The sequence below is a fragment of the Streptomyces boluensis genome (assembly GCF_009908195.1).
GTDB classification, from domain to species: domain Bacteria; phylum Actinomycetota; class Actinomycetes; order Streptomycetales; family Streptomycetaceae; genus Streptomyces; species Streptomyces boluensis.
Map to the genome: position 1 here is coordinate 1 of NZ_JAAAHS010000104.1, position 21,279 is coordinate 21,279.

The following is a 21,279-nucleotide window of genomic DNA, read 5'->3' on the forward strand; positions in this document are numbered from 1 at the left end:
GGCCAGGGGGCTTCGGCCGGGCGCAGGGTGTCGAGCCCGTCGCCGCGCTCCGCCGCGACCAGCGAAAGGACGCCCGCGACCAGGCAGTTGTGGTGCAGCTCGCCGGCCAGGACACCGCGTACGAGCTCGTCGAGGGGGACGCGGGCCAGCTCCATGTCGGCCTCCTCCTCGTACACCTCGAAGCGTTCGCCCTCCGCCTCGGAGAGGTCGCGGGCGAGGAAGATCCGGATGGCCTCGTCGCAGCCACCGGGCGAGGAGTAGACGTCCGTGAGGACCTGCCAGTCCTCGGCCTTGACGTGCGCCTCCTCGTACAGCTCGCGCTGCGCGGCGTGCAGCGGGTTCTCGCCGGGGATGTCGAGCAGGCCCGCCGGGATCTCCCAGAGCCGCTGCCGTACGGGGTGGCGGTACTGGCGGATGACCAGGACCCGGCCCAGGTCGTCGAGGGCGACGACGGCGACCGAGCCGGGGTGGACCTGGTAGTCACGGCGCGCGACGGCGCCGCCGGGCATGACCACGTCGTCGGTGCGGACGCTGGTCTTGTTGCCGACGAACGGGGTCGCGGTGGCCGTGATCTGCCACTCCTCGGCGGTGTCCTTGATCGTCATGTCTGCGTCCTCCCACGTGCCCACACGAAAAAACCGGGGTACAGGCCGCGAACGACCCGTACCCCGGCAACCGTATCGCCGTTACTTGGCGGCCTTGCCCTTGGCCTGCTTGCCGGCCTGCTGACGCTCGACGGCGGCCTTCACCAGACCCGCGAAGAGCGGGTGCGGTCGGGTCGGCCGGGAGCGGAGCTCGGGGTGCGCCTGCGTGGCGACGAGGTAGGGGTGCACCTCGCGCGGGTACTCGACGTACTCGACGAGCTTGTTGTCCGGGGACGTGCCGGAGAAGACGAGGCCGGCCTTCTTCTCCAGCTCCGCGCGGTACGAGTTGTTGACCTCGTAGCGGTGGCGGTGGCGCTCCTCGACGTACTCCTTGCCGTCGTACGTCTCGCGCACGATGGAGCCCTCGGTGAGCTTCGCCGGGTACATGCCCAGGCGCATGGTGCCGCCCATGTCGCCCTCGCCCGCCACGATGTCGAGCTGCTCGGCCATGGTGGAGATCACCGGGTGGGCCGTGGCGGCGTCGAACTCGGTGGAGTTGGCGTCCGGCACGTCCGCGAGGTTGCGGGCCGCCTCGATCACGATGCACTGCAGGCCAAGGCAGATGCCGAGCAGCGGCACCTTGTTCTCCCGGGCGTACTGGATCGCGCCGATCTTGCCGTTCACACCGCGGTCGCCGAAGCCGCCGGGGACGAGGATCGCGTCCACGTCGGCCAGCTGCTTCTTGGCGCCCGCCGGGGTCTTGCAGTCGTCCGACGTGACCCACTTGACCTTGACGCGGGCCTTGTTGGCGAAGCCGCCGGCGCGCATGGCCTCGGTGATCGAGAGGTACGCGTCGGGCAGGTCGATGTACTTGCCGACAAGCGCGACCGTGACCTCGTGGTTCGGGTTGTGCACCCGGTCGAGGAGGTCGTCCCACTGAGTCCAGTTGACGTCACGGAACGGCAGGTCGAGCTTGCGCACGACGTACGCGTCCAGGCCCTCGGTGTGCAGCACCTTCGGGATGTCGTAGATCGACGGGGCGTCGATGGCGGCGACGACCGCAGCCTCGTCGACGTCGCACATCAGCGAGATCTTGCGCTTGATGGAGGTCGGCACGTCACGGTCGGCGCGCAGCACGATCGCGTCGGGCTGGATACCGATGTTGCGCAGCGCGGCGACGGAGTGCTGGGTCGGCTTGGTCTTCAGCTCACCGGACGGGCCGATGTACGGAAGCAGCGAGATGTGCACGACGAAGACGTTGTCCCGGCCGACCTCGTGGCGGACCTGGCGGACGGTCTCCAGGAACGGCAGCGACTCGATGTCGCCGACCGTGCCGCCGACCTCGGTGATGACGACGTCGACGTCGTCCGTGGCCATGCGGCGGATCCGGGACTTGATCTCGTTGGTGATGTGCGGGATGACCTGCACGGTGTCACCGAGGTACTCGCCGCGCCGCTCCTTGGCGATGACCTGCGAGTAGACCTGGCCGGTGGTGACGTTGGCCGAGCCGTCGAGGTCGACGTCGAGGAAGCGCTCGTAGTGACCGATGTCCAGGTCGGTCTCGGCGCCGTCGTTGGTGACGAACACCTCACCGTGCTGGAACGGGTTCATGGTGCCGGGGTCGACGTTGAGGTACGGGTCGAGCTTCTGCATCGTGACCCGAAGGCCCCGGGCCTTGAGGAGCGCACCCAGGCTGGAGGCGGTCAGACCCTTGCCGAGGGAGCTGGCGACACCCCCGGTGACGAAGATGTGCTTGGTCGTCGTGGCTTTGGGCGGCATGGCCAAGAGGGGGCTCCCGTGGTCGCGAAGTGGTGGTGCGTACCGGCACCCGGGCCCGGAATCTTTGATTTCCAGGGAGGTTGCCGTCGCTGCGGTTCGGGGTTCCAGAAACCACCGGTCCACGGGCCACCAGGGTATCAGCGGCTCGGGGAGGCTGCTTCCGGCCACGCTCCGCACCGCGGCCGGGACGCTCCGTATCAGTGGTCCGGTGGCCGGCACGGCGCCCTCACCCGGCGCTCACCCGTTCGGCGCAGCCGCATTGCCCGACCCGCGCGCGCATCACCGGGGTGCGTCGTATCCTGCTCGGACGTTCGCTGCCGAGCCGGGCCGGAGTACGGCACCACCCCCGCCCGACCGGAGTTCCCCGAGCTCGTCAACGACCCTTGACCGCAGTGCAAGCGCCCCGCGGGGCGGACGTGGCCGTTCGACTGGAGATGTACGTGGCCGGGCGCATCGAGGACTACGCACTCATCGGCGACATGCAGACCGCAGCACTGGTCTGCCGGGACGGCACAGCGGACTGGCTGTGTCTCCCGCGCTTCGACTCACACGCAGTGTTCGCCGGGCTTCTCGGTACCGAGGAGCACGGTTTCTGGCGGATCGGGCCCGAGCACGGCTCCGATACCGCGCCGCCGAGAGCGGACCGCAGGACCTACCGCGGGGACTCCCTGATCCTCGAATCCGAGTGGGACAGCCCGCACGGCACGGTCCGCGTGACCGACTTCATGCCGCCGCGCGACGGCGCGCCCCAACTCGTCCGGATCGTCGAGGGCGTGAGCGGGCGGGTGCCGATGCGCTCCACGCTGCGGATGCGGTTCAGCTACGGCCGGATCGTGCCGTGGGTGCACAAGGTCGACGGCCGCACGGTGGCCGTCGCCGGGCCCGACTCGGTCTGGCTGGACACCGACGCGGAGACGTACGGCGAACACCTCACGACCTACTCGGACTTCACCGTCTCCCCCGGTGACCGGGTGGCGTTCACGATCAGCTGGGAGCCCTCGCACAAGGCGCCGCCGCCGCTGCACGAACCCGAGGCCGCGCTCGAGGCGACCGAGGATTTCTGGCGCCAGTGGGTCGAGCACTGCACGTACCACGGGCCCTACCGCGAGGCGGTGGTGCGCTCGCTGATCACGCTGAAGGCGCTGACGTACGCGCCGACCGGCGGGATCGTCGCGGCGCCCACCACGTCGCTGCCCGAGGACATCGGCGGCTCACGGAACTGGGACTACCGCTTCACCTGGCTGCGGGACGCTGCGATCACACTGTCCTCGCTGCTTCGCACCGGGTACCGCGAGGAGGCCCGCGCCTGGCGCGAGTGGCTGCTGCGCGCGGTCGCGGGCGACCCGGAGAACCTGCAGATCATGTACGGCATCGCCGGTGAGCGGGAGTTGGGCGAGAGCGAGCTCGACTGGCTGCCGGGGTACGAGGGTTCGCAGCCGGTACGCGTCGGCAACGGCGCCGCGCACCAGCTCCAGCTGGATGTGTACGGCGAGGTCACCGAGGCGCTGCACCTGGCCCATATGACGGGCCTCGCGCGTAATGACTACGCGCAGCAGCTGCAGCTCAAGCTCATCCGGTACCTGGAGACCCACTGGGACCAGCCTGACGAGGGCATTTGGGAGGTGCGTGGGCCGCGCCGCCATTTCGTGCACTCCAAGGTGATGGCCTGGGTCGCCGTCGACCGCACCATCAAGCTGATCGAGTCGGGCGACGTGGACGGTCCCCTGGAGCGGTGGTGCGAGCTGCGCGACGACATCCACCGTGACGTGTGCGAGAAGGGCTACGACCCGGAGAGGAACACGTTCACGCAGTCGTACGGCTCGCGGGAGCTGGACGCGTCCCTGCTGCTCATCCCGCAGATGGGCTTCCTGCCGCCGGACGACAAGCGGGTCGTCGGCACCATCGAGGCGATCCAGCGGGAGCTGTCCACCGAGGACGGCTTCGTACTGCGCTACCCGACGACCGGTGAGGACGCGGGCGTCGACGGCCTCGAAGGTGACGAAGGGGCGTTCCTGGCCTGCTCGTTCTGGCTCGCGGACGACCTGGCGATGATCGGCCGGGTCGACGAGGCGCGCGAGCTGTTCGAGAAGCTGCTCTCGCTCCGCAACGACCTGGGGCTGCTCGCCGAGGAGTGGGACCCGCGGCTGCAGCGGCAGGTCGGCAACTTCCCGCAGGCCTTCAGCCACGTCCCGCTGATCGACACCGCGCTGCGGCTGACCGCCTCGGGGGCGTACGGCGGCTGAGCCCCCGCGCGTACGCGTCCCGCACGGCCCCCCGGCTGCCGGCCGGGGGGCCGTGCTGCGTGCCGGGGGCGCCCTGTGGTGTTCCCGGCGCGCGGGCACGGGTAGCGTCCCGCGGATGGAGACGCAGAACCCTCAGGCCGGGATCACCGTGCAGCGCGCCCTGGAGCTGCCCGGACTGCGCAGCGGCCTGCCCGAGGTGGTGGCCGGCGCCGACCGGCTGCAGCGCACCGTGCGCTGGGTGCACGCGGGTGAGGTGCCCAACATCGCCTCGCTGCTCAAGGGCGGGGAGCTGCTCCTGACGACCGGGCTCGGGCTCGGCGCCCGCCCGGCGGAGCAGCGCGCCTTCGTGCGCAAGCTCGCCGAGCGCGGGATCGCGGCGCTCGTCGTGGAGCTCGGGCCGCGGTTCTCCCGGCTGCCCGCGGCCATCGTGGAGACGGCGCGCACGGCCGGGCTTCCGCTGGTGCAACTACACCGCGAGGTGCCGTTCGTGACGGTGACCGAAGAGGTCCACACGGAGATCGTCAACGGGCACTACGCGCTCCTCAAGGAGGCCGACGAGGTGCACCGGCGGTGCACCGACGCCCTGCTGTCCGGCGGCGGAGTGCCCCAAGTCCTCTCCGTACTCGCGGAGTTCTGCGGCAACCCGGTGTTCCTGGAGACCGCGGACGGCCAGCTGCTGTACGCGGCCGGGCCTGCCCTCGCGGCCGACGGCGACGCTCAACAGGGCGTCGACCCGCTGCAGGTGTGGGAGGGGCTACGCGGGCGCACGCGTGGTGAGGGGCCGCCGGCCGGGTCGGTCCTGGTCGATGTGCCCGGCGGCGGTCCCGGTACGCCGGGCTCGGTCGGTGGTTCCGTACGGGCCAGGATCGCGCTGCTCGCGGTCTCCGCGCCGTTGCAGCCCGTGCACCGGATCGCCGCCGAGCGGGCCGCTGGATCACTCGCCGTGGTCCTGATGCAGGCCAGGCAGGAGGAGGAGCTGGCGGCGCGCGGCCGCGGCGACTTCCTCTCCGACCTCGCGGAGGGCCGGATCAGCGCCGAGGACGCGCCCGCGCAGGCCCGGGTGCTCGGCTTCCGGCCCGGCTCCGGGCCGCTGCTCCCGGTGGTGATGCGGGTCGCCGACTCGGCCGCGCCGAGCGGGGGTTGGGCCGTTCTGGCCCGAGCCGTGGCGGAGGAGCTGGCCGCGGTCGGCGTACCGGTGCTTGTCGGCGTGCGCCCCGTGGAGGGACGCGTTCCGGTGCTCCTCGGGCTGCGGTCCGAGTCGGAGCGTACGGCGGTCGCGGACCGGGTCGCCGAGGCGCTGCGGGCCGGGCTTCGGCAGGCCGACGAGCGGGCCGGGCTGCAGCGGGCCGGGGTGAGCCCGCCGGTGGTGGTCGTCGGGGTCGCCGGCGGCTGGGCGGCGGCCTCGGCGGGGCTGCGGCACGCGGCGGAGACCGCGACCGCGGCGCAGGGCCTGGTCGACCGGCCGTGGTACGACGCCCGCCGCCTGGACACCGAGTTGCTGCTGTGGCGGCTGCGGGACCATCCCGACCTGGCGGCGTTCGTGGAGCGGGCGATCGGGCCGCTCCAGGAGCACGACCGGCGCGCGAAACCGCCGCTGCTTCCCACCCTGGAGACGTACCTCGCGCACGCGGGCCGCAAGGCGGAGACCGCGCGGGAGCTGCACCTGAACCGGCAGACCCTCTACAACAGGCTCGCCCGCATCGCCGAGTTGCTCGGCACCGACCTGGACGACCCGCAGACGGTGCTCGCCCTGAGCCTGGCCCTACGGGCGCGCCGGCACGTACTGTGAGGCGGCCCCACGGGCACGTTCAGCGCCGGAAGGGCTGCGCCAACTCGTCGTACACGCTGAGGATCTGGGCGACCGTGTCGTCCTCCGTGGGCCAACCGGCCGCCTGCGCACGGCCCTTGGCCCGCAGCCGGTCGCCGTGGTCCGGGTCGGCGAGGAGCCGGGAGACCGCTCCGGCGAGCGCGTCGGCGTCGCCGTAGGGGACGAGTTCGGCGGCGTCGCCCACGAGTTCGGGGATCCCGCCGACGGCCGTGGCGATCAGCGGCACGCCCGCGTGCAGCGCCTCGTGGGCCAGCACGGAGCGGGACTCCCAACGGCTCGGCAGCAGTGCCGCGTCGGCGGCGGCGAGGAGTTCGGGCACATCGTCACGGCGCCCCACGAGGCGTACCGGCAGCCCCTCGTTGTCGATCCGGCGCTGCAGCGCGCCCCGCTCCGGGCCCTCGCCCGCGATCACCACGAGCGGTACGGGGTCGAGGCGGCACCACGCGCGCGTGGCGTCGAGCAGGGTGTCGTAGCCGCGGTGCCGTTCGAGGGAGCCGACGGCGAGGAGCAACGGGCGTCCCACCGCGCCCAGTTCGGCCCGCGTCTTGTGGTGAGGCCCGTCGAGGTCCCCGTCCACCGGCGGCGCGGGCGGACGCGGCGCGGGGAACGCGAGGGGCGCGAGGCGGGCGTCCCGCGCGCCGTTGCCGCGGGCCCGGTCGACCAGGTCGGACGAGGTGCCGAGGAGCACGGCGGAGGCGCGCGCGACCCGGCGTTCGAGCAGCCGCTGCACACGCGCCCGCGCGCCCTCCGCGTGCGCCCGGGTGTGCCAGGTGACGACCAGCGGCGTGCGCCGGATCAGGGGCGCCGGGCGGTGGCCGCGCAGGGCGAGCGACGAGCGGAGCCCGGCGTGCAGCCCGTGCGCGTGCACCAGGTCGGCGTCCGCGCAGGCGGCGCGCAGGGCGACCACGGAGAGCGGGTCGCTGCGCCGCGGCACCGGCACGAACTCCGCGCCCGCGGCCGTGAAGTCGTACACCCCGTCGAGCTCCGCGGGGGCGCACACCGTGACGCGGACGCCGCGCGCGACGAGGCCCGCGGTCAACGAGCGGACGTGCGCGCTGCTGCCCGCGCTGCCGCCGCCGATGACCTGCACGGTGCGCAGGGGCGGCAGGCCCTGCGGTGGGGGGCTGCTCACGTGGGTCACGTGGCCGGACTCCTGGGTCGGCGTCGGGTGCGGGTCCCCGGGGTGCGGGTTCCCGGTGCGGGATGCCCCGGGTGCGGGGTCCCGGCGGGGCTTGGCTCAGCGCCGGTGCTTCCGGGGCGGACGGCACGGCTGTACGGAACGGCTGTGCGGGGTGCCTCGCCAAGGATGCCAGTACGTACGGGAGTTCCGGCACCGCCCGTGGTGGCCAGCCGTGTCGGGGCGGGGCGCGGCCGTGGCGGATCACCCACACGGGGGAGCGTTCGAGGCCGCGTCCCCACAGGGCGTCCGGCGGGTCGGACGGCACCCGTCGGGTCGTACGCGGGGCTGTTCCAGGGGGATGGACGTCCCCTAGGGGACACGCGTGGGCAGCGGCAGTTCGCGTGCCGCCCGGCTGACGCGGTCGCCGCAGACCGTCGCCGCGACGAGGGCGGCGGCGTGCGCGGCGAGGCCCAGGCGGCCGTTGGTGGCGACGATCGCGGTGCCGAGGGCCGCTCCGAGGGCGTGCGCGCCCGTGTCGCCGAGCATGGTGCGGCCGTCCAGGTCGTCGACGAACACGGCCGCCGCGGCGCCCATCGGCGCGGCCGCGAGGGCCCCGTCGCGCTTCAGCAGGCCGGGGGCGCCGAGGGCGAGCACGGCCGCGGTGGCGCGTGCGGGGCGTACGTCCACGAGGTTGACGAAGTGCGCGGTGCCCGCGACGACGACGCCCGCGAGCGCCTTGTCGAGCGGCCGGTCCTTGAGCAGCGCCCCGGCGGCCAGGCCCGCGGCCCCGATGCCGAGGAGCTTCACGGCGCCGCTGGTGACCTCGCCCCGGCGCAGCGCGGACAGGTGCGCGCGAAAGCCGCGGCGCGGGTCACCGGCCCCCGCCACGTCGTCGTACGCCCCGCACACCGCTGCGGCCGTCACCGCGAGGGAAACGGCACCACGCGCGCGCGGCGTCAGGCCGGCAGTGGTGGCGGCCGCGATTCCGGCACCCAGTGCGACGGCGGGCCCTGAGCAGAGGTCGACGGTGCGGCCCGCGTGGTTGACCCGCTCCCAGAGCTGCGCGCCGCCGGGCTGGGCGCGACGGAGTGCCGCGTAACCGAGGCGGGCGGCGCCGAGTGCGGTGCCGAAGGTTCTGCTTCTCACGTGTACGCATCCTGGTCCGGGGCTCGGTACCCGGGGCTGCCGCCCCGGACCCCGCTCCCTCTCGGCCTCCGGCCTCGTCCTCAATCGCCGGACGGGCTCGATTTGCTACGCCCGGTCCTTGCCCGCCGCCGCGAGCAGCTCCTCCGCGTGCGCGCGGGCCGTCTCCGAGTCCTCCTGGCCCGCGAGCATCCGGGACAGCTCGCGGACGCGGTCCTCGCCCTCAAGGACCTTCACACCGGACCGTGTGACCGAGCCGTCGTTGGTCTTCTCCACCAGCAACTGCCGGTCGGCGAAGGCCGCCACCTGCGGCAGGTGCGTGACGACCACGACCTGCGCGGACCGGGCGAGCCTGGCGAGCCGGCGGCCCACCTCCACGGCCGCCTTGCCGCCGACGCCCGCGTCGACCTCGTCGAAGAGATACGTCGGTACGGGGTCGGAGCCCGCGAAGACCACCTCGACGGCGAGCATCACGCGGGACAGCTCACCGCCCGAGGCGCCCTTGGCGATGGGCCGCGGCGGCGCACCGGGGTGCGGGGCGAGCAGCAGCTCCACCTCGTCCACACCGGTCGCGGTGTACGCCACGGAGCGGCCGTCGACCTCGATCCCGTCGCCGCCCTCGGCCACCTCCGTCTGCCGGATGTCGATGCTCACGCGCGCGTGCGGCATGGCGAGCGAGGCCAGCTCGGCGGTGACGGCCGCGGCGAAGCGCTCGGCCGCCTCGGTGCGGGCGTCCGTCAACGCCTGGGCGAGACCGGCGAGTTCGGCGCCGAGCGCGTCCCGCTCGGCGGCGAGTTCACCGATCCGGTCGTCGTCCCCGTCGAGTTCGGTGAGCCGGTCGCCGCTCTCCTCGGCCCAGGCCAGGACCTCGTCGATGGTCGCGCCGTACTTGCGGGTGAGCTGGGTCAGGGCGGCCCTGCGCTCCTCCACGGCGGCGAGGCGCAGCGGGTCGGCGTCGAGGTCGTCGGCGTACCCGGCCAGTTCCCCCGCCACGTCGGCGAGCAGAATGCCGATCTCGCCGAGCCGTTCGGCCAGCGCGGCGAGCGCCGGGTCGTGGGCGCGTACGGCGTCCAGGGCCCGCTGCGCGCCGCCGACCAGCATCCCGGCGTCGACGCCCTCAGGGTCCTCGGGGTTGCCGGCCAGCGCGCTGTGCGCGGCCGTGGCGGCGGAGGCGAGGGCCTCGGCGTGGCCGAGCCGCTCGGCCTCGGCGGCGAGTTCGGTGTCCTCGCCCGCGCGGGGTTCGACGGCGCCGATCTCCTCGAGCCCGAAGCGCAGCAGGTCGGCCTCCTGGGCCCGTTCCCGCGCGCGCGTGGTCAGTTCGTCGAGCTCCGTCGCGACGGCGCGCAGCCTGCGGTACGCGCCCACGTACTTCTCCAGGGGGACGGACACCGCGTCGCCCGCGTACCGGTCGAGGGCCTGTCGCTGCCGGGCCGGCTTGAGCAGGCCCTGCTGGTCCGTCTGGCCGTGCACCGCGACGAGGTCGTCGGCGAGCTCACCGAGCAGCCCGACGGGTACCGACCTGCCGCCGAGGTGGGCTCGCGAGCGGCCCTCGGCGGAGACGGTACGGCTGATGAGCAGCGCCCCGTCGTCGAGTTCCGCCCCGGCCTCCTCCGCGCGCACCACGGCCGCGGTGCCCTCGGGTACGGAGATCCGCCCCTCGACCACCGCCGACTTCGCGCCGATCCGCACCAGGGCGGGATCCGCGCGCCCGCCGAGCAGCAGGCCGAGGCTGGTGACCACCATCGTCTTGCCCGCGCCGGTCTCGCCGGTCACGGCGGTGAAGCCTGGTGACAGCTCGACGACCGCGTCGTCGATGACTCCGAGCGACCGTATCCGCATCTCCTCCAACACGGACCTGACCATACGAGGTTTCTCCCGCGCGGCGCGACGTCACCCCTGATTCATCGACGAAGCCACAGGTCGACACGGGCTGAGGGCGCCGTTCACGTCACTCTCCGTCGTGCACCGGGTTGACCGGGACCGCAGAGACGGGACCGCAGAGATCGGGGAGACGTCCCCGAGGGGCCGTGCCCCGTTCAGTGCGGCGCGCCCCGCCAGCCCGAGACCGGCAGCGCGAACTTGGCGACGAGCCGGTCCGTGAACGAGGCGTGGTGCAGCCGGGCCAGGCGTACCGGAACGGCACCGCGCCGCACCTCCACGCGCGCGCCCGCGGGCAGCTCCACCGTGCGCCGGCCGTCGCACCACAGCACCCCGTGCGGGGCGTGCGGCTGTACCTCCACCGCGAGCACCGAACTCGGCGAGGTCACCAGCGGCTTGGCGAACAGCGCGTGGGCGCTGATCGGCACCATGAGCAGCGCCTCGACCTCCGGCCACACCACGGGCCCGCCCGCCGAGAAGGCGTACGCCGTCGAACCGGTGGGGGTGGCGCAGACGATGCCGTCGCAGCCGAACCCGGAGACGGGCCGGCCGTCGATCTCGAGGACGACCTCCAGCATCCGCTCGGGCGACACCTTCTGCACGGCGGCCTCGTTGAGGGCCCAATCGGCGTGCACCACCGAGCCGTTGTTGCGTACGAGCACATCGAGGGTCATCCGCTCCTCGACCTCGTAATCGCGGGTGACGACCCGGTCGACGACCTTGTCGAGGTCGTCCCGCTCGGCCTCCGCGAGGAAGCCGACCCGGCCCAGGTTGACGCCGAGCATCGGTACCCCGGAGGCGCGGGCGAACTCGGCGCCGCGCAGCAGGGTGCCGTCACCGCCGAGGACGACGATGAGTTCGCAGCCGTCGAGGACGTCCGGCGTGGCCTCGTGCACCCGCTCGACCGTCGCGGGCAGCGGCAGATCGCAGGCCTCGGCCTCCAGGACCCGCACCCCGAGCCCACTCTTCAGGAGCCCCTGTACGACGAGTTCGGCGCTGCGCACGGCGGCGGCCCGGCCCGTGTGGGCGAGCAGGAACACGGTCCGCTCGCGCACCGCTCCCACCGCGGGCGCGTCCGCCGCGGGCGAGGTGCTCGCGGCCGTCAGCGCACCGGAGGCGTGCGCCGCGCGCCCCTCCGGCCCGGTCCTCGGCGTCGCCGCCTCCCCTGCTGCCACCGCTCCCCCTTCGCTGGTCGTCAACGAGGTCCCTCCGCCACTGCGCGGTCCACATCGGCCGGGTCGAGCTCGGCCGCCCCGGCCTTGAGCCACAGAAAGTACTCGACGTTCCCCGACGGTCCAGGGAGCGGGCTCGCGGTCACCGCGCGCACCCCGTACCCCAGCTTCCAGGCCTGGGCGGCGACGGTGCGCACGGCCTCGGCGCGCAGCTCCGGGCTGCGGACCACGCCACCGCTGCCGAGCCGTTCCTTGCCCACCTCGAACTGCGGCTTCACCATCAGGACCAGGTCGGCGTCGGGCGCCGCGCAGCGCGTCAGGGCGGGCAGCACCAGGCCGAGCGGGATGAACGAGAGGTCGCCCACGACCAGGTCGACGGGGCGCCCGTCGATCGCTTCGAGCGTCAACTCCCGTACGTTCGTACGGTCCTTGACGGTGACGCGGTCGTCGCTCTGCAGCGACCAGGCGAGCTGGCCGTACCCCACGTCCACCGCGACCACATGGGCGGCGCCGGCCCGCAGCAGTACGTCGGTGAATCCGCCGGTGGACGCGCCCGCGTCCAGGGCGCGGCGGCCCTCGACCGTAAGACCCTGCGGCACGAAGGCCGCGAAGGCGCCCGCGAGTTTGTGCCCGCCGCGCGAGACGTAGTCGGGGTCGTCGTCGTCCACGGTCACCACGATCGCGGCGCCGGTCGCGACCTGCGTCGCCGGCTTGGTCGCGGTGTTGCGGTCGACGGTGACGCGTCCGGCGGCGATCAGCTGGCTCGCGTGCTCGCGTGAGCGCGCGAGTTTGCGGCGGACCAGCTCGGCGTCGAGGCGGCGGCGTGCCACTCCTGCCACGTTCGGTTCAGCTCCTGTTGTCGTACGGCCTTGAGGGGGCGGGGGCCGGTGGCCCCTGGCGTGCGTCGAGCGCGGTCAGCGCTTCGCGCAGCCCCTGGTGTACATCCTCGTACACCTCGATGTGGCCGTCCGTCGCGAGGTGGTCCACATCGGCCAACCGCTCCAGGCTCGCGTCGACCTCGGCCTCGCCGGTGGGCGTGCGCGGCACTCCGAGGGGGCGGGGCTCGGCGGGGTCGTGCGCCACCGGATCCTGGCCCTCGTGCCCGTCCGCGTACGGCCCGGCCGGCTCGGGGCCCGGCCCCTGCGGAACGGCGCCCGGCATCGTGTCGCTCATGCCCCGACGCTACCGCGAAGGCCTGGGGTACCGTCGATCGCGATGGCGACGATCGAGGAGTGCCGCGGCGCGCTCGGCAGACTTTCGGACAATCTCGCGCAGGCGGACGGCGAGGTGCGCGGTGCCGCCGCGCTCGACCGCTCGCTGAGCTGCCGGATCACCGACCTGGACGTGACGTTCACCGGCCGGCTCGCGGCGGGCCGGATCGAGGTGGCCGACGTGCACGAGGGCCCGCCCCGCGAGAAGGCCCAGATCCGGCTGACGATGACGGGCGACGACCTCGTATCGATGGTCGACGGCGAGCTGAACTTCGCCAAGGCCTGGGGCACGGGCCGGGTCAAGCTGGAGGCGGGCCTCCGCGACCTGCTGCGCCTGCGGTCCCTGTTGTAGCGGTCTTCCGGGGCTGTAGCGGTTTTCAGGGCTGTAGCGGTCTTCCGGTCACTCGCGGACCGCGGCCGCCTTTCACTTGTGGACCGCGGCCGCTCACTTGTGGACCGCGGCCGCCTTCTCCTTCTCCGTACGGCTCCTGCGCGCCGCCGGCACGACCAGCGGCGTACCGGTCTCCGGGTCGTCGATGACCTGGCACGGCAGCCCGAAGACCCGCTCCACCAGGTCGGCGGTGACGATCTCGGACGGGGCGCCCTCCGCGATCACGGCGCCGTCGCGCAGCGCGATGAGGTGGGTGGCGTAGCGCGCGGCGTGGTTCAGGTCGTGCAGCACGGCGACGAGGGTGCGGCCCTGCTCCTCGTGCAGCTCCGCGCACAGGTCGAGTACGTCGATCTGGTGCTGGATGTCGAGGTACGTCGTCGGCTCGTCGAGGAGCAGCAGCGGCGTCTGCTGTGCGAGGGCCATGGCGATCCACACCCGCTGGCGCTGGCCGCCGGACAGCTCGTCCACGTACCGCTCGGCCAGCTCCGCGACCCCGGTCGAGGCCATCGACTCGCGTACGACCCGCTCGTCCTGTGGCGACCACTGGCGCAGCAGCCCCTGGTGCGGGTAGCGGCCGCGGGCGACCAGGTCGCCGACGGTGATGCCGTCGGGCGCGATCGAGGACTGCGGCAGCAGCCCGAGCGTCCGGGCCACCTTCTTCGCGGGCATCGCGTGGATGGTCTGCCCGTCGAGCAGCACCCGGCCCTGCGACGGCTTCAGCATCCGGGACAGGGCACGCAACAGCGTGGACTTTCCACAGGCGTTGGGGCCGACGATCACCGTGAAGGAGTTGTCCGGAATCTCGACCGAGAGCCGTTCCGCGATCACCCGCTGGTCGTATCCGAGGGTCACATCGTCGGCGATGAGGCGGTTCACAGCGGTGCTCCCGGGGGCCGTGATCGGTGTCGGTGAGATCGGTGTCGTGGGATCGGTGTCGGCGGGATCGGTGTCGGCGGGATCGGTGTCGGTGGGATCGGTGTCGGTGGGCGTTCGGGTCGGGCTTCTCATATCCGGCCCGCCCTGCGCTCGGCGACCAGGAGCCACAGCAGGTACACCCCGCCGAGCACCCCGGTCAGGACGCCGACGGGCAGCGTGTCCGCGCCGAACGCCCGCTGCGCGGCCAGGTCGGCGGCGATCAGCAGGGTCGCGCCCATGAGCAGCGACGCGAACAGGTTCGGCCCCGGCGAGCGGGTCAGCCGCCGGGCCACCTGCGGGGCGGTCAGCGCCACGAACGACACCGGCCCGGCGGCCGCAGTCGCGGCTGCGGTGAGCAGCACGGCCGCCAGCATCAGCACGATCCGGGTGCGCTCGGGCCGCACCCCGAGCGCGTACGCCACGTCGTCGCCCATCTCCAGCATCCGCAGCGGCCGCGCGTACGCCAGGGCCAGCGGTACGAGGACGGCGCACAGGGCGAGCAGCGGCCACACCTGGTCCCAGTCGCGGCCGTTGAGCGATCCCGCCATCCACACGTACGCGCGGGCCGCGTCGACCAGGTCGGCCTTGGTGAGCAGGTAGCCGTTGAGGGCGGTCAGGATGGCGGCGGCGCCGATGCCGACGAGCACGAGCCGGTAGCCGTGCACCCCGCGCTTCCAGGCGAGCAGGTAGATCACGACACCGGTGACGAGACCGCCGACCAGCGAACCCGCGGCGACCGCGACGGCGCTGCCGTGGAAGAGCACGATGACCGTGAGCGCGCCGACCGTGGAGCCCTGGCCGAAGCCGATGATGTCCGGACTGCCCAGCGGATTGCGGGAGATGGACTGGAAGATCGCACCGGCAAGACCCAGCGCGGCCCCCACGAGCAGCCCGACGAGGACCCGTGGCAGCCGCAGGTCGTTGATGATGAACGTATGCGCGGTGGAGCCGTTGCCGAGCAGGGTGCTGACCACGTCGGTGGCCGGGATCTCGAAGTCGCCGGTGCCGATGAGCACCACGGCGACGAGCAGCGCGGCCACGCAGAGCAGCGCGCCGACGAGGAGGGCACGCGGCTCGATCCGGACGGAGAGGCCGCCGCCTGTGCGCAGTGCCTTCACAGCTGGGCCATCCTCCGGCGTCGTACGAGGTAGATGAAAAGCGGGCCGCCGATCAGCGCGGTGACGATGCCGACCTGAAGCTCGGCGGGCCGGGCCACGAGCCGGCCGATGACATCGGCGCCGAGCAGCAGCACCGGCGACAGGACCGTCGAGTACGGCAGGATCCAGCGCTGGTCGGGCCCGGTGAAGGCACGCACCATGTGCGGCACCATCAGGCCCACGAACACGATCGGCCCGCACGCCGCGGTGGCCGCCCCGCACAGCACGGTCGCGGCGGTCATGGCGAGCACCCGGGTCAGATTGACGCGGGCACCGAGGGCGCGGGCGGTGTCGTCACCCATGGCCATGGCGTTGAGAGGCCGGGCGATACCGAGGGCGAGCAGCAGCCCGACGGCGATGAACGGGGCGACCTGGAGAATCGTCGACATGGACGCCGAGGCCAGCGAGCCGACCGTCCAGAAACGCATCTTGTCGAGGGCCGAACTGTCCAGCAGCATCACGGCGTTGATGTAGCCGAGCAGCGCCGCCGTGACCGCCGTACCCGCGAGCGCGAGCCGTACCGGAGTGGCGCTGCGGACCCCGCCGAGCGCGTACACGAGCACGGAAACCGCCGCGGCGCCGAGGAAGGCGAACCACACATAGCCGGTGAGCGAGGTGACCCCGAGGAAGCTGATCGCGCTGACCACCGCGGCCGAGGCACCCGCGTTGATGCCGAGCAGTCCGGGGTCGGCGAGCGGGTTGCGGGTGAGCGCCTGGAGCACGGCCCCGGCGAGCCCGAGCGCGGCGCCGACGAGCAGTCCGAGAACGGTACGGGGCAGCCGCAGGTCATTGATGACCACGTCGTTGTCCGTACCGCTGTTGTGGAAAAGCCCGTGCCAGACGTCGCCGACGGGTATCTGCTTCGCGCCCAGGGCGATGCTCGCCACGACGAGCAGCGCGAGTACGCCCACGGAGGCCAGCAGGCCCACGGCACGGATCGCCTGCCGTCCTCGCGGGGCCGCGGGTTCGGGCGGTGGCGCCGGGGCGCGCTCTCGGGAGGGACTGTCGACCAACACGAGGTTAGGTTAGCCTACCCTGCCACCCGTGAACCTTCCCGGTCCGCGCACCCGGATCCGTACGCCTCAGAGCCCCAACCGCGCCAGCGCCTTGCCCGCGTCGAGCGCGCACGCGCCGGGTCCGGCCGCCGTCCACGCCGCGGCGCACAGCGCCCGCAGCCCGTCCATCGGCTCCCCGTCCCCGTCCAGCTCCAGCGCCTCCGCACCGGCCCGCGCCGTGAAGCCCCCACAGCGGAACTCCCCACCCCGCACGGTCACTTCGGGCTGTCCGGTCAGCAGTCCGCGCAGGTCCGCGTCCACATACGTCGGCCGGTGCTCGGGCCGGGCCGCGAGCAACTGGGCCGCGTCGGTCACCCCGGTCAGGACGAGCAGCGAGTCCACCTCACCGTTGAACGCGCCCTCGATGTCGGTGTCGAGCCGGTCGCCGACCACCAGCGGCCGTACGGCGCCCGTGCGCAGGACCGTCTCGCGGTGCATCGGGGGCAGCGGCTTGCCCGCCACCTGCGGCTCCGCACCCGTCGCGATCCGGACAACCTCGACCGCGGCGCCGTTGCCGGGCGCGATACCGCGCGCGCTCGGGATCGTCAGGTCGGTGTTGGACGCGAACCACGGCACGCCCCGCGCGATCGCGTAGCAGGCCTCCGCGAACCGCCCCCACGCCAACTCCGGCCCGCCGTAACCCTGCACGACCGCAGCGGGCCCGTCATCGGCGGACTCCACGGGTTCGAGCCCCCGCTCCCGCAGCGCGACCCGCAGCCCCTCCCCGCCGATCACCAGGACCTTCGAACCCGCGGGCACCTGATCGGCGATCAGCCGGGCCACCGCCTGCGCGGAGTTGATCACGTCCGACGCCTCGGTGGGCACGCCGAGTTCGGTGATGTGCTCGGCCACGGCCTGCGGCGGCCGCAGCGCGTTGTTCGTCACGTACGCGAGGTGCATACCCCCGGCCCGCGCCGCGAGCAGCGCGTCGACGGCGTACGCGATGGCCTCGCCGCCCGCGTACACCACCCCGTCCAGGTCGAGCAGCGCCGTGTCGTACGCCTCGCTCAGCACCCGCTCACTACCGGCCGGGCTTGTCCTGACGGTCTGGCTCATCGCGTACGGCTCCTCGTTCGACAACTCTCCCCAGATCATCCCGCACCCGCCGGCCCACATACGATGCAGCCATGAACACCACGGTTCCGGACGGCACTGGGCTGCGCCTCGCCCCCATCCGGGGACTGCGTTACGTCCCCGACCGCGTCGGCAGCCTCGCCGCCGTGATGTCCCCGCCGTACGACGTGGTGGTACGCCCCGACGGGCTGCTCCTCCTGGAGTCCGCGGACCCGCACAACATCGTCCGCCTGATCCTGCCGCAGGCCGACACCCCGGAGTCCCGTCACCAGCAGGCCGCCGACACCCTGCGCCACTGGCTCGCCGAGGGCGTCCTCGCCCCCGACGCCGAGCCCGGCCTCTACGTCTACGAGCAGCGCAACGGCGATCTGCTCCAGCGCGGCCTGATCGGCGCCCTCGAACTCTCCGAGGCGCACGACGGCATCGTCCTGCCGCACGAGGACGTCATGCCGCACATCGTCGAGGACCGCGCCGACCTGATGCGCGCCACCGCGGCCAACCTCGAACCGCTGCTCCTCACCTACCGCGGCGAAGGCACCGCCACCGGCGCGACCGCGGTCATCGAACGCGCCGTCAAGCGCCCCCCGCTGCTCTCCACCACCACCGAGGACGGGTACGGCCACCGCCTCTGGTCGGTCACGGACCCCGCCGAACTCGCCGAGGTCCAGGCCGACTTCGCCCATCACCAGGCCCTCATCGCCGACGGCCACCACCGCTGGGCCACCTATCTGCGGCTACGCGCCGAGCACCCCTCCCCGTCGCCGTGGGACCAGGGCCTGGTCCTCCTGGTGGACACCACCCGCTATCCGCTCCAGGTACGCGCCATCCACCGGCTCCTCCGCCGGCTCCCCGTGGCCGAGGCGCTCGCGGCGGTGACGGACTCGTTCCGGGTGCGCCGCGTCGACGGCCCGCTCCCCCAGGCCCTGTCGGCCCTCGCCGAGGCGGCCGCCGAGTCGAACGCCTTCCTCCTCACGGGCGACGGCACCTTCCACCTCGTCGACCGCCCCGCCCCCGAACTGCTCGCCCGTACGATCCGGCAGGACCGCCCGGAGGCCTGGCGCGCCCTCGACGCGACGGTCCTGCACTCGACGCTCCTTGACCAGGTCTGGGGCGTCCCGGACACCCCGGAGCACATCACGTACATCCACGACACCGAGGCCGCGGTCCAGCAGGCGGAGCGCGACGGCGGCACCGCGGTCCTGATGCACCCGGTCCGCGAGGAAGTCGTCCTCGAACTGGCCCGGCAGGGCGTCACCATGCCCCGTAAATCCACGTCCTTCGGCCCGAAGCCGGCCACCGGCCTCGTCCTGCGCAGCCTGACCCTCTGAGCGCTCTGATCCCTCTGAGCCCAGCAACGACGAAGGGGCGGGACCGTGTGGTCCCGCCCCTTCGTCATGCCTCGGATCAGCCCTTGTCGCTGCCCTCGGCCTCGTCGTCATCCTCATCGTCACCGCTGTCCGCCTCGGCGGCGGGCGCGGCGTCCGCGTCGGACTCCTCGTCGAACGCGTCGACGAACTCCACACCGTCCAGCTCCGCGAGCCGGTCGGAGGCGTCCGTGCTGCCGTCCTTGTCGGCCTCGACGGCCTTCCCGAACCACTCCCGCGCCTCGGCCTCACGCCCGGCCGCGAGCAGCGCGTCGGCGTAGGCGTAACGCAGTCGCGCGGTCCACGGCTGTACGGAGTTCGAGGCCAGCTCGGGGCTCTGCAGCGTCACGATAGCGGCGTCCAGCTGCCCCAGGTCACGGCGCGCACCGGCGGCGACGAGACGCATCTCGACCTGTCCGGCCTTGTCGAGCTTGTTGACCTCGGACTCACCGGCCATGTCGAGCGCCTTCTCGGGCCGCCCGAGCCCACGCTCACAGTCCGCCATGACGGGCCACAGCTCCGCCGACCCGGTCATCCGCCGCGCGGCCCGGAACTCGGCGAGCGCCTCGGAGTACTTCTGGTTCGCGTACGCGGCGAATCCGGCGGCTTCCCGCACGGCGGCCACACGCGAGGCGAGCCGCAGTGCGACCCGTGCGTACTCGTAAGCCTGCTCGGGGTCCTCGTCGATCAGCTTGGCGACCATCACCAGGTTCTTGGCGACATCCTCCGCGAGCCCCTTCGGCAGGCTCTGAAGCTCCTGCCGTACGTCCTTGTCGATCTCCTCGCCGGTGACGTCGTCCGGGATCGGCAGCCGCTTGATCGGCTCACGGTCCGGCCGGTCGTCCCTGCGCGGTCCCCGGTCGTCACGGCCACGGAACCCGCCACCGCGACGGTCGTCGCGCCGGTCGTCCCTGCGGTCGTCGCGCCCGCGGTAGCCGCCACCACCGGGCCGGCCTCCGCCCCGGCTGTCGTCCCGACGCGGCCCACTGCCACCGCGGTCGTCCCGCCCACGGAACCCGCCACCGCCCCGCCGGTCATCATCCCGCCGGAACCCACCACGGTCACTGTCCCGCCGGTCATCGCGACGGTCATCGCGCCTGTCGTCCCGCCGGTCATCGCGACGGAAGGAGGGGCGATCGTCCCGCCGGTCGTCACGACGGAAACCACCACGGTCGTCATCACGACGGGAGGAGGGACGGTCATCACGGCGATCGTCACGACGGAAGGAGGGTCGGTCATCACGCCTGTCATCACGACGGAAACCGGGACGGTCGTCGCGGCGATCGTCCCGCCTGTCATCACGACGGTCGTCACGGCGGAACGGCGGACGACCACCACGGTCATCCCGGTTCCCACGGAACCCACCACGATCACCATCACGCCGATCATCCCGACGGTCATCGCGCCTGTCGTCACGGCGGTCATCGCGACGGAAGGAGGGGCGATCGTCCCGCCGGTCATCGCGCCGGAAGGAGGGCCGGTCATCACGGCGATCGTCACGACGGAAACCGGGACGGTCGTCACGACGGTCGTCCCGTCGACCATCACCACGGTCATCGCGACGGAACGGCGGACGACCACCACGGTCATCCCGGTTCCCACGGAACCCACCACGATCACCATCACGCCGATCATCCCGGCGGTCATCGCGCCTGTCGTCACGGCGGTCATCACGACGGTAGGAGGGACGGTCATCGCGCCGGTCATCGCGGCGATCGTCACGCCGGAACGGCGGACGACCACCACGGTCATCCCGGTTGCCGCGGTAACCGCCACGGTCACCTTCGCGACGCGGTCCGCCACGGTTTCCGCCTCGGTCACCGTCGTCCCGTCGACGCTGCTCGCGTTCCGGGCGATCGTCGGGAGAGTTGGTCGACATCGGTGACTCCTGTCTTCGGTACCGCAGTCATTCTTGCGCACCCGGCTCCGGGGCGCGCTTCGGCGAAAAACAAAAAAGGACCTTTGGTCCCAGCGTGTGAACGCTGGGACCAAAGGTCCTCTAATAATTGTTCGGCGGCGTCCTACTCTCCCACAGGGTCCCCCCTGCAGTACCATCGGCGCTGTGAGGCTTAGCTTCCGGGTTCGGAATGTAACCGGGCGTTTCCCTCACGCTATGACCACCGAAACCCTTCGAAGTCATCCCGCGATAAAACGGGATGCTTGAACAGGGCAGCGAACAAGCACACTCTTCAATTGAGGAACTGTTCAGCCGGCACGGCTGTTCGTTACTTCAGAACTAACACAGTGGACGCGAGCAACTGAGGACAAGCCCTCGGCCTATTAGTACCGGTCAGCTCCACCCCTTACAGGGCTTCCACATCCGGCCTATCAACCCAGTCGTCTACTGGGAGCCTTAACCCCTCAA

Annotated in this window: 18 protein-coding genes and 2 rRNA genes; 4 read left to right on the plus strand and 16 right to left on the minus strand. The window is 72.6% G+C overall.

Annotation, left to right across the window (positions count from 1 at the left end; translation table 11 throughout):
- Both GUY60_RS15640 and pyrG read right to left on the minus strand, forming a co-directional pair.
- The coding region (locus GUY60_RS15640) for an NUDIX domain-containing protein (protein ID WP_161698139.1) at positions 1 to 605 on the minus strand (605 nt) is incomplete at its 3' end.
- An 81-nt stretch (positions 606 to 686) separates the two neighbouring features.
- On the minus strand, positions 687 to 2,363 hold the full coding sequence (gene pyrG, locus GUY60_RS15645; protein WP_161698141.1) for a CTP synthase: 1,677 nt from the start codon (positions 2,361 to 2,363) through the stop codon (positions 687 to 689).
- A 440-nt stretch (positions 2,364 to 2,803) separates the two neighbouring features.
- Between pyrG and GUY60_RS15650 the strand changes: the two genes are divergently transcribed.
- Together GUY60_RS15650 and GUY60_RS15655 are read left to right on the plus strand one after the other, a co-directional pair.
- Positions 2,804 to 4,606 carry a glycoside hydrolase family 15 protein gene (locus GUY60_RS15650; protein WP_161698167.1) on the plus strand — a complete coding sequence of 601 codons (1,803 nt, stop codon included), beginning with the start codon at positions 2,804 to 2,806 and terminating at the stop codon, positions 4,604 to 4,606.
- 115 nt (positions 4,607 to 4,721) lie between these two features.
- Positions 4,722 to 6,395, plus strand: coding sequence for a PucR family transcriptional regulator (locus tag GUY60_RS15655; protein WP_161698143.1), 1,674 nt, complete (start codon positions 4,722 to 4,724; stop codon positions 6,393 to 6,395).
- Positions 6,396 to 6,414: 19 nt separating this feature from the next.
- Here GUY60_RS15655 and GUY60_RS15660 read toward each other — a convergent pair whose 3' ends face one another.
- The 6 genes from GUY60_RS15660 to GUY60_RS15685 form a co-directional block, all read right to left on the minus strand.
- Complete coding sequence (locus GUY60_RS15660; protein WP_161698145.1) at positions 6,415 to 7,575, minus strand: glycosyltransferase family 4 protein; 1,161 nt, start codon at positions 7,573 to 7,575, stop codon at positions 6,415 to 6,417.
- 348 nt (positions 7,576 to 7,923) lie between these two features.
- Positions 7,924 to 8,700, minus strand: coding sequence for a hypothetical protein (locus GUY60_RS15665; protein WP_161698147.1), 777 nt, complete (start codon positions 8,698 to 8,700; stop codon positions 7,924 to 7,926).
- Between the two features lie 105 nt (positions 8,701 to 8,805).
- A complete protein-coding gene (gene recN / locus GUY60_RS15670; RefSeq protein ID WP_161698149.1) occupies positions 8,806 to 10,560 on the minus strand; it encodes a DNA repair protein RecN in 1,755 nt (584 codons plus the stop codon).
- Positions 10,561 to 10,733: 173 nt separating this feature from the next.
- Positions 10,734 to 11,681, minus strand: a complete 948-nt coding sequence (locus tag GUY60_RS15675) for an NAD kinase (protein ID WP_161698169.1) — start codon at positions 11,679 to 11,681, stop codon at positions 10,734 to 10,736.
- Between the two features lie 89 nt (positions 11,682 to 11,770).
- Positions 11,771 to 12,586: a TlyA family RNA methyltransferase gene (locus GUY60_RS15680; RefSeq protein ID WP_161698151.1), complete on the minus strand. Its 816-nt coding sequence runs from the start codon at positions 12,584 to 12,586 to the stop codon at positions 11,771 to 11,773.
- Positions 12,587 to 12,593: 7 nt separating this feature from the next.
- The gene (locus tag GUY60_RS15685) at positions 12,594 to 12,920 is read right to left on the minus strand and encodes a hypothetical protein (RefSeq protein WP_188132555.1); all 327 of its coding nucleotides are present in this window, start codon (positions 12,918 to 12,920) and stop codon (positions 12,594 to 12,596) included.
- A 42-nt stretch (positions 12,921 to 12,962) separates the two neighbouring features.
- Here GUY60_RS15685 and GUY60_RS15690 point away from each other — a divergent pair, with 42 nt between their 5' ends.
- Positions 12,963 to 13,310 carry an SCP2 sterol-binding domain-containing protein gene (locus GUY60_RS15690; RefSeq protein ID WP_161698153.1) on the plus strand — a complete coding sequence of 116 codons (348 nt, stop codon included), beginning with the start codon at positions 12,963 to 12,965 and terminating at the stop codon, positions 13,308 to 13,310.
- Between the two features lie 93 nt (positions 13,311 to 13,403).
- On the opposite strand, the gene GUY60_RS15695 is transcribed toward GUY60_RS15690, so the two are convergent.
- From GUY60_RS15695 to GUY60_RS15710, 4 genes are all read right to left on the minus strand, one after another.
- Entirely contained in the window at positions 13,404 to 14,225 is an 822-nt protein-coding gene (locus tag GUY60_RS15695; RefSeq protein ID WP_161698155.1) for an ABC transporter ATP-binding protein, read from the minus strand.
- Positions 14,226 to 14,353: 128 nt separating this feature from the next.
- Complete coding sequence (locus tag GUY60_RS15700; RefSeq protein WP_161698157.1) at positions 14,354 to 15,382, minus strand: FecCD family ABC transporter permease; 1,029 nt, start codon at positions 15,380 to 15,382, stop codon at positions 14,354 to 14,356.
- A complete protein-coding gene (locus GUY60_RS15705) occupies positions 15,379 to 16,437 on the minus strand; it encodes a FecCD family ABC transporter permease (RefSeq protein WP_161698159.1) in 1,059 nt (352 codons plus the stop codon). The genes GUY60_RS15700 and GUY60_RS15705 overlap by 4 nt, the downstream gene beginning before the upstream one ends.
- Positions 16,438 to 16,503: 66 nt before the next feature.
- Positions 16,504 to 17,532, minus strand: coding sequence for an HAD hydrolase-like protein (locus GUY60_RS15710; protein ID WP_161698161.1), 1,029 nt, complete (start codon positions 17,530 to 17,532; stop codon positions 16,504 to 16,506).
- Positions 17,533 to 17,603: 71 nt separating this feature from the next.
- On the opposite strand from GUY60_RS15710, the gene GUY60_RS15715 reads away from it, so the two are divergent.
- Positions 17,604 to 18,878: a DUF1015 domain-containing protein gene (locus GUY60_RS15715; protein ID WP_161698163.1), complete on the plus strand. Its 1,275-nt coding sequence runs from the start codon at positions 17,604 to 17,606 to the stop codon at positions 18,876 to 18,878.
- Positions 18,879 to 18,954: 76 nt separating this feature from the next.
- On the opposite strand, the gene GUY60_RS38225 is transcribed toward GUY60_RS15715, so the two are convergent.
- From GUY60_RS38225 to GUY60_RS15730, 4 genes are all read right to left on the minus strand, one after another.
- Positions 18,955 to 19,725: a tetratricopeptide repeat protein gene (locus GUY60_RS38225; RefSeq protein WP_187370034.1), complete on the minus strand. Its 771-nt coding sequence runs from the start codon at positions 19,723 to 19,725 to the stop codon at positions 18,955 to 18,957.
- The gene (locus GUY60_RS38230; protein ID WP_188132561.1) at positions 19,617 to 20,906 is read right to left on the minus strand and encodes a hypothetical protein; all 1,290 of its coding nucleotides are present in this window, start codon (positions 20,904 to 20,906) and stop codon (positions 19,617 to 19,619) included. The genes GUY60_RS38225 and GUY60_RS38230 overlap by 109 nt, the downstream gene beginning before the upstream one ends.
- Positions 20,907 to 20,922: 16 nt before the next feature.
- Positions 20,923 to 21,039: ribosomal RNA gene (gene rrf / locus GUY60_RS15725) — 5S ribosomal RNA — on the minus strand.
- Between the two features lie 135 nt (positions 21,040 to 21,174).
- Positions 21,175 to 21,279 (minus strand): 23S ribosomal RNA (locus tag GUY60_RS15730); the annotation flags it as partial.

What these genes read in the sequence shown, in the direction of transcription:
- pyrG (WP_161698141.1), bottom strand. Translation starts at nt 2,363, where the DNA reads ATGCCGCCCAAAGCCACGACGACCAAGCACATCTTCGTCACCGGGGGT.
- GUY60_RS15655 (WP_161698143.1), top strand. Translation starts at nt 4,722, where the DNA reads ATGGAGACGCAGAACCCTCAGGCCGGGATCACCGTGCAGCGCGCCCTG.
- recN (WP_161698149.1), bottom strand. Translation starts at nt 10,560, where the DNA reads ATGGTCAGGTCCGTGTTGGAGGAGATGCGGATACGGTCGCTCGGAGTC.
- GUY60_RS15685 (WP_188132555.1), bottom strand. Translation starts at nt 12,920, where the DNA reads ATGAGCGACACGATGCCGGGCGCCGTTCCGCAGGGGCCGGGCCCCGAG.
- GUY60_RS15690 (WP_161698153.1), top strand. Translation starts at nt 12,963, where the DNA reads ATGGCGACGATCGAGGAGTGCCGCGGCGCGCTCGGCAGACTTTCGGAC.
- GUY60_RS15710 (WP_161698161.1), bottom strand. Translation starts at nt 17,532, where the DNA reads ATGAGCCAGACCGTCAGGACAAGCCCGGCCGGTAGTGAGCGGGTGCTG.
- GUY60_RS15715 (WP_161698163.1), top strand. Translation starts at nt 17,604, where the DNA reads ATGAACACCACGGTTCCGGACGGCACTGGGCTGCGCCTCGCCCCCATC.